Annotated in this window: 7 protein-coding genes; all 7 read left to right on the plus strand. The window is 42.4% G+C overall.

Translation table 11 applies throughout. The features are described 5' to 3' along the window. Positions 1-327: 327 nt before the first annotated feature. The 7 genes from MHN09_RS14025 (at position 328) to MHN09_RS14055 (ending at position 6910) form a co-directional block, all read left to right on the plus strand. Positions 328-870: a type IV secretion system protein gene (locus tag MHN09_RS14025; protein WP_239241145.1), complete on the plus strand. Its 543-nt coding sequence runs from the start codon at positions 328-330 to the stop codon at positions 868-870. Positions 871-970: 100 nt separating this feature from the next. Beyond that, on the plus strand, positions 971-1216 hold the full coding sequence (locus MHN09_RS14030) for a hypothetical protein (protein ID WP_060658345.1): 246 nt from the start codon (positions 971-973) through the stop codon (positions 1214-1216). Between the two features lie 167 nt (positions 1217-1383). Continuing rightward, positions 1384-2019, plus strand: a complete 636-nt coding sequence (locus tag MHN09_RS14035; RefSeq protein ID WP_239241147.1) for a hypothetical protein — start codon at positions 1384-1386, stop codon at positions 2017-2019. Positions 2020-2900: 881 nt separating this feature from the next. Further along, positions 2901-4187 carry a DUF262 domain-containing protein gene (locus MHN09_RS14040; RefSeq protein ID WP_196494304.1) on the plus strand — a complete coding sequence of 429 codons (1287 nt, stop codon included), beginning with the start codon at positions 2901-2903 and terminating at the stop codon, positions 4185-4187. Beyond that, on the plus strand, positions 4184-5260 hold the full coding sequence (locus MHN09_RS14045; RefSeq protein WP_061095652.1) for a DUF3696 domain-containing protein: 1077 nt from the start codon (positions 4184-4186) through the stop codon (positions 5258-5260). The genes MHN09_RS14040 and MHN09_RS14045 overlap by 4 nt, the downstream gene beginning before the upstream one ends. A 1-nt stretch (position 5261) precedes the next feature. Further along, positions 5262-6146, plus strand: coding sequence for a type II toxin-antitoxin system RelE/ParE family toxin (locus MHN09_RS14050; protein ID WP_061095653.1), 885 nt, complete (start codon positions 5262-5264; stop codon positions 6144-6146). A gap of 308 nt (positions 6147-6454) precedes the next feature. Further along, on the plus strand, positions 6455-6910 hold the full coding sequence (locus MHN09_RS14055) for an MFS transporter (RefSeq protein ID WP_239241148.1): 456 nt from the start codon (positions 6455-6457) through the stop codon (positions 6908-6910). Positions 6911-6957 lie beyond the last annotated feature (47 nt).

Below are 6957 nucleotides of genomic sequence, written 5' to 3' on the forward strand. Positions count from 1 at the left end.
CGTTTGATTAGACATGCCACTGTTGCGCATCTCTACCTTTTTACGAATTTGCTTACACCTTAACTGAACCTGATACTAACTGGTCAATGCAGCCACTTAGCTTTGAATAGGACAGAGGAAGGTTAACCGATGAATGTCTAGTGCCGTTGCCAGTCAAAAGGATTTGAAAAGAGCAACAATAAGAGCCTCTATATGTGTTTGACATAGGCAATACGCTTAACATCGACCATGACAGACGAAGTAAACGAGTTCTAAAAAGGCAAAGGTATTGATCTTGAAATAGTGGTCAAAGGGCTATCTTTTTTCATTGACAGCCCGGAGGCTCATATGTGTTATGCAGGAATCTTTGTCCTCGGCTTTGGCGGCTCGCGCTGGACTTCCGATATCGCCATTAACTATTTCCGTAACGTCCTTGGCCTGGCGTTAAAACTCATGACGATGACTCTCATGATCGGCATTGCGATGTCCATCATGGATTCATTCCTGGTCAACCTCTCTGACGACGCCCCCATGCGAGAGCTACTGGTTATTTTTATTGTTGCGTTGGTCCTGGTGTTACTAATCCACTCCGTTCCCAATATCGTTGCCGGTCTCATCCCAGGCGCAGGGGCCGCCACCACTTCGGGCAACATCAGTGCCGGAGCAATGGCCGGGGCCGCAATGACCACAGGGGGAATGGCGGCTGGTGCAATGATGAGTACTGCCGGTGGCGCATCCGCCCTTCAAGCCGCGTTTAAGTCGGCGACCAACTCAGAGATGGCTGAAATGATGACAGGCTCAATTGGCAGCGATTCTGCAAAGTCCAAAGAACCAGGTACAGGCGACACACCATTTGCCAGAGCGGCAGGTATGGGGCGTGAGTCAAATTGAGTTTCACTGGCCGGTAGACGGTTGGCTAAAGAATCACACACCGAAGTTCTGAGAGAACAGGTCTCCAGGATTTCACCATTAGGCATAGAGGAGAACAAGCATGGAACTACATTTTCCACCTCAAAACTGGACCGACTTTGGCGCGTTTTTCGCGGTCATGTTCCTGGTAATGCTGGCGTTTTATTTTGCAGGTCAGTGGGCACACTCCACCAAATACAGTAAACAGCTTTATCGCTTAGCTGACGTGCTGGAAGGGATTCAAAACAAAGTGGCAAACAAGGCGTATCGAGGAATGATGTCGTTGAATAAGCAAACCAATAAAACCAAAGGTTGGCCGTTCAAGTAACGCAAATCATAAAGACACACAGGCCGGTGCTCGCAACACCGGCCCGCATTTTCACATTAACCTTCCTGAGAGGTATAACATGACAATAAAACATTATAGAGCACCTCACACAGAGTTAAAGTGCTTAAATTTTACCCTATCCAATGTGTCTTGTGAGGACTGATAGTATGTCACGCAAGAACACTAAAACAACACCAACAGCAATCAAAGGCTATTCCTCTGAAGTACGTGTAGTTCTGCGAGTAGTAAAACAAAGTAGCGTGCCAGAGGCTACTTGCCGCTTGATAGACAAGCTGAAGCACTTTCAGGACAACCCCTTTGTTCTCAAGTCACTAAATTCATTGATTAGCCCTCACAGGGATATGCAGCGCCGTGTAAGAGTCAGAGCATTTCGGGTCTTAACGGTTCTAATCAGTTATATGGATTGGGCAACATTCCGCATTGGAGTCCCAAAGACCGCATTTAATGATCCAGTCAAACACCGAGCCATGATCAAGCGGTATGAAAAAATGTATAACGAAACAATGCCTGAATCCTCTTGGTTTCGTTATATCGATAAATTAACGCAAACAGGCTACCTCAACAGTGCCAACATGGATATTCGTAACCAAGACGGTCAAATTCGTGGGACGGCTGGACTCAAATGGTTAACCATGAAACTGATGAAAGAGCTTCGTTTGAAGTCGGGCTGGCTGGATGAACAAAGAAATCGTGCACTGGAGCGGTTAAAAAAACGGGCCTGTGTAATGTATGGCCTACCTACTGCAGAAAAATGGCCCAGAAGAAGCGAGTTAAAGCGATAGTGGATGAAGCCACACAAACAGAATCATTCCAGGGGCAATTTGATACAGGCTTAACACCGCTCGACTTAAGATACCCACCTATTCATTAGCACTCCTTAGTTTTTCATGGCAATTAGCTTTGGTCGACTTGTCACGTCTTCAAATCAGCCACCAACGCTAATGCTCAAATTTCGACCTGAACATATCTAAAATCTTGCACCGTATCCCTCTGATATAACTCCGTTGAGTCTGTTCAACAGACTCCGTTTTGATGTACCTACAAGCGTTCCGAAAAAATGAGAGTTAATAAAAGAATCCGGTATAACAAGTGGTAACTTCATTAACCTAACGGTTAAGCTCTATCACTGGTTTATTCATGCCTCGTCCCTCGTCATGAATAAACTTTTTAAGTAGGTATTGAAGGTTTACGCTGCGCTATGCCCAAAGGGGCAAGCCCCTCTGGACTCCCATTGGAAGCTTGGTCACCTGCTGTCGGTATAGGTTACTTGTTAAGCATCAATGCACATGGTGAGATGATGGTTTGAACGCCAAGAAGGGAATGAATTAAACCAATGAGATCAACGTAGCTAGATCAATAGAGGTAACATGAAAAGAAAAGAACCCAATACAGAGCCACCACGCCCCCCTCACAGAAGCCGAAAAGGAAAACTTGAGGAAGGATATGCAGGAGTCGTCAAAATGGGCCAGAGAGGAGCTAAAACAACGACGTTCAAAAAAGGCCACTACTGTAACTATATCATGGAGTACTTAGTATGTTGTGAATGTGTACTGTTAATTACGCAGAATCAACTAGAAGTACAAAGCTTCTCGTTAAGGTGATATTCTTGCCGACACAACGTCCAAATAATGTACTAGCCGATTTAATATCATTAGGTCGAAAAATGGCAACACAACTAGCAACCAAATTGAAAAGCGAAGTGAGTATGAGCACCGAAGAATACAACGAGTTTAATTTGCCTCGAGAAGAGCTTTCTGAATCTGGCGAAAAGATCGGGATTGAAGCGGAAGACGAAACAGAGGCAATGGAACCGTTTGATCCTGACGCGATTACGATTGCTCAGCGAGTTGTTCCTATGGATGTACTACTACGCAGACTCAAACAAGGCTCTATAGTACTTTCTCCTTCTTTTCAACGAAAAGAAGTTTGGGATGTTACACGAAAAAGCCGACTAATTGAGTCAATTATGCTCCGAGTGCCATTACCAATGTTTTATGTTGCTGCCGATGAAAAAGGTAACTGGGAAGTAGTCGATGGCTTGCAGAGGTTGTCTACCATTCGAGACTTTATGTTGGGTGATAAAAATGGTGTTTTTCTACAGTTAAAAAATCTTGAGTTTTTAAATGAGAGATATGGAAACAAAGCTTGGGCTGCTATAGAAAACGACCTGTCGTCCCAGAAGCTTGTCAATAGCATCTACGAAACAGAGATGCGATTCACTATTATTGAGCCAGGAACTCCTGAAGCCGTTAAGCGGAATATATTTAAACGAATTAATACGGGTGGTATGCCGTTAACATCGCAAGAAATTAGACACGCACTGTACGAGGGCCCATCGTCTTCTCTTCTCCAGCGTTTGGTTAATTCAAGTAAGTTCATTAACGCAGTAGGTAAAAAAATTGATGATAGTCGTATGGGGGCTAGTGAGCTGATCTTAAGACTTGTTTCATTTATGTTATTCTCAAGAACTGAATACAAACAAGGTATGGACAGCTGGTTAAGTAATACGATGCGTACGTTAAATGTACTTGATGAAGTGACGCACGAACAATTAAATAAAATTTTTTACCCTAGCCCAGTACCTAGTCTACAAGTTACCTCGATAAATGAAATTGAGAGTAAGTTTGAAGTCGCAATGTATAGAGCTTCGTATCTGTTTGGAGAGCATGCGTTCAGAAAATCATTACCTAGTGATGATAGAAAAAGCCCTATAAATAAAGCACTTTTTGAGACTTGGGCTAATGTTCTTGCTGATATTGAACAATCCGAATTCGAAATTCTGTTAAGTAGAAAACACGATGTTTATGAAAGGCAAAAGGAGCTATATCACGATATTGAATTTAGTAATTCAATTAGTAGACATTCATCTAGAGCTCAAGGTGTGATTTATGGACATCAAAAAATTAGCTCTCTGGTTAAAGATGTCATTTCAATGGAGGATTATTTGTGATTTCTGAACTTACCATAAAAAACTTTAAGTCGTTCATTGACGAGACCATACCGCTTACTGGTTTAACATTGCTCTCTGGTTTAAATAATTGCGGTAAAAGTTCAATAATACAATCGTTACGAATGTATCACGCAGCTTACTCTAATGAGTCTCCATTGCTAGATGGGCACGGATACGTAGAAGATTTGCGTTCTAATCTAGTAAGGTCAACAAATAACATAAACATCTCTCTAAAACACGAAAATGGAAATGTTGGGGAAATGGAGCTTTCTGAGCACAACAATACTGTTCCCTTTTTCTGCCCAGAGTTTATATATGTTGGTGCTGATAGGCTTGGACCTCAAACGTTTTTACCTCTAAACGTGGCTTTAGACGCACGCCCCAAAGTAGGAAATCGAGGCGAATATACTTTAGACCTAATAGATAAACTTTCAAAGTATGGATACCTTGTCCCTGAGAAGCTTACTCACCCAGAAGTAGCAGGAGAAACCTATGAACATGCCGTTAAGGGCTGGTTAACTGAGATTGCACCAGGCGTAAATTTTGAGTTTGCAACCAATCGCAAGGCTGGCATCTCTCATGCTGAGATAGATGAGCACAAGCCTACTAATGTGGGATTTGGCTTAAGCTATACATTACCTATCATTGCAGCAACTTTATGCTCTGTTTCCCGAGCTCCAACCTTAGAAGATCAAGATGATTGGGTAAGAGACTGGGAAGAAAGTAAAGCAACAAATGGCATTATGTTAGTGATAGAAAACCCAGAAGCACATTTGCATCCTCAAGGGCAAACCGCAATGGGAAGGCTATTAGCGCTTGCTGCCTCTTGTGGAGTGCAGATAATTGTTGAAACTCATAGCGAACATGTTATGGATGGTATTAGGATTGCCGTCAAACAAGAGCAGATTTCCAATCAAGATGTGACCTTCCATTATTTGTCAAAAAATGAAGATGGGAGCTCGAAGTTTGACACCCCTAATATTGATGAGCATGGAAAACTAGACTTTTGGCCAACTGGTTTTTTTGACCAAACATTAAGGAACAGAGCAATTCTAGCTAGGAAGGCGAGATAGCATGGATCAAATCATTTGTATAAATACCAATAGTTTCCCAGCTCCAGAACGTGATGCTGGAATTGAGCTATTTTCTGATTCAATTCAAGGCGTTCTCGAGCTTCACAGTGAAAAGGATAGGTTTTTCTTTTACTTGGATTGTAATGAGGGCTCCTTGTATGATCTTGAAATCGCAAATGGTTACTCATTTGGGGACTTTATCGAACAAGACTCTGATCCTGACTTAGCACTATTTTTATACGAAATTGAAGATAAAAGCCCTGCTCTTGATAGTTTGTCTGAAGAACAAATTGAAGAGATGGCACAGTACAATTTTTATGTTCCTCACCATCCAGCAGACTCGCAAGCAGATGTATATGGATTAGCTTGGACTCTTTCAGGTTACTTGTTTACTCTGAATACCGCAGAACGTTGGTGCCAACCTGAAATTGAAATATGTAGAGTGGATGAAAAAGGCCGTTATGTCGAAGAATCCCTATATCTAAAAAATATTGCATCTGTTGAACACGGTAAACTTCACTACGAAAATCAAAACAAGCTGGAGCTAACAGGCCTTCTTGGAGAACATATTGTTTCGGAGCATCTGACGGCTTGGTATGCACAGCAAACCATTGAGAATCAGATCAGAATGGCCCAAAAAATCGACTTGGCATGTCGACGTAACTTTAACGGAGGTAGGCCGTTATTTGACTCTCTTCACGGAGATGGTGGATACCGAGAGATAAGGCTTTCAGCTCATTCTGGAGGTGCTATAAGAATTATATTCAAACACCATAAAGACAATATACAAGCTTTGCTGTGCGGCTTTATCAAGAAAAGCAATGATGAGGGGTATGAGCAAGCAATCGCAGTTGCGGAAAGAGAGTACCAACGACTACTTAACTAAGTTTTGCTTGCTCTACTACTGCCAAGAAATACAGTAATTAGGTACACTAACAGTACAGTCACTAGCTTTGACAACTCTAGAGAAACTACGCTAAACCACTGTTTGCTAAATAATTTAAGGTATTTTTAATTACGCTTAATTTACCTCGGTTTCCTAGACTTCCTGCGTTAGTGGCTAACTAATAAAAGCTTTGTCATAGACATGAGATACGCAGCACTTATAATGCGCCCTCGTTATTAAGGGCTGCGACCTTTTCTTTACGAATTTCGGTCAACCACGTTTAACAGTCCCTCGGAGCTCGTATCCTCATGTCATCGCGTCACGCATTCTCTTCACAACTTCCTTTTTTACTGTTAAGTCTATTAACTGGCCTAACATCGTCGTTTGTTACGCCACTGATGAGCTATTTCCTCATTTATGAGATCAACGTTGAGCCTATTTATATAAGTATTTATATGGTGTCCGTTACGCTATCAGGGTTGGTGATCAGTCAGTACCTCGGGCACTTGGCAGACAAAGGTTTTAACGCAAATCGCCTTTACGGGCTAACCATGATTTGCGTGGGCATTGCCATGGTCGCCTTTATCTTTAGCAAACAGTTTTGGCACGTATTTCTTGCAGGCGTCTTATTTATGTCGGTGGGCGCTGGAGCCGTGTCTCAAATGTTGACCGTTTCGGGATTATGGGCAAAAAACCAAGACATCGACTTAGCTGCATGTTCCGGCCCATTCCGATCACCCATTTCGGTTCAATCCGATCACTGATTTCGGTCTAATCCGATCGCCTATTTCGGAGTTATCCGATCAAAAAT

Origin of the sequence: Alteromonas sp. MmMcT2-5, from assembly GCF_022348315.1 — a bacterium.
Classification (GTDB): domain Bacteria; phylum Pseudomonadota; class Gammaproteobacteria; order Enterobacterales; family Alteromonadaceae; genus Alteromonas; species Alteromonas macleodii.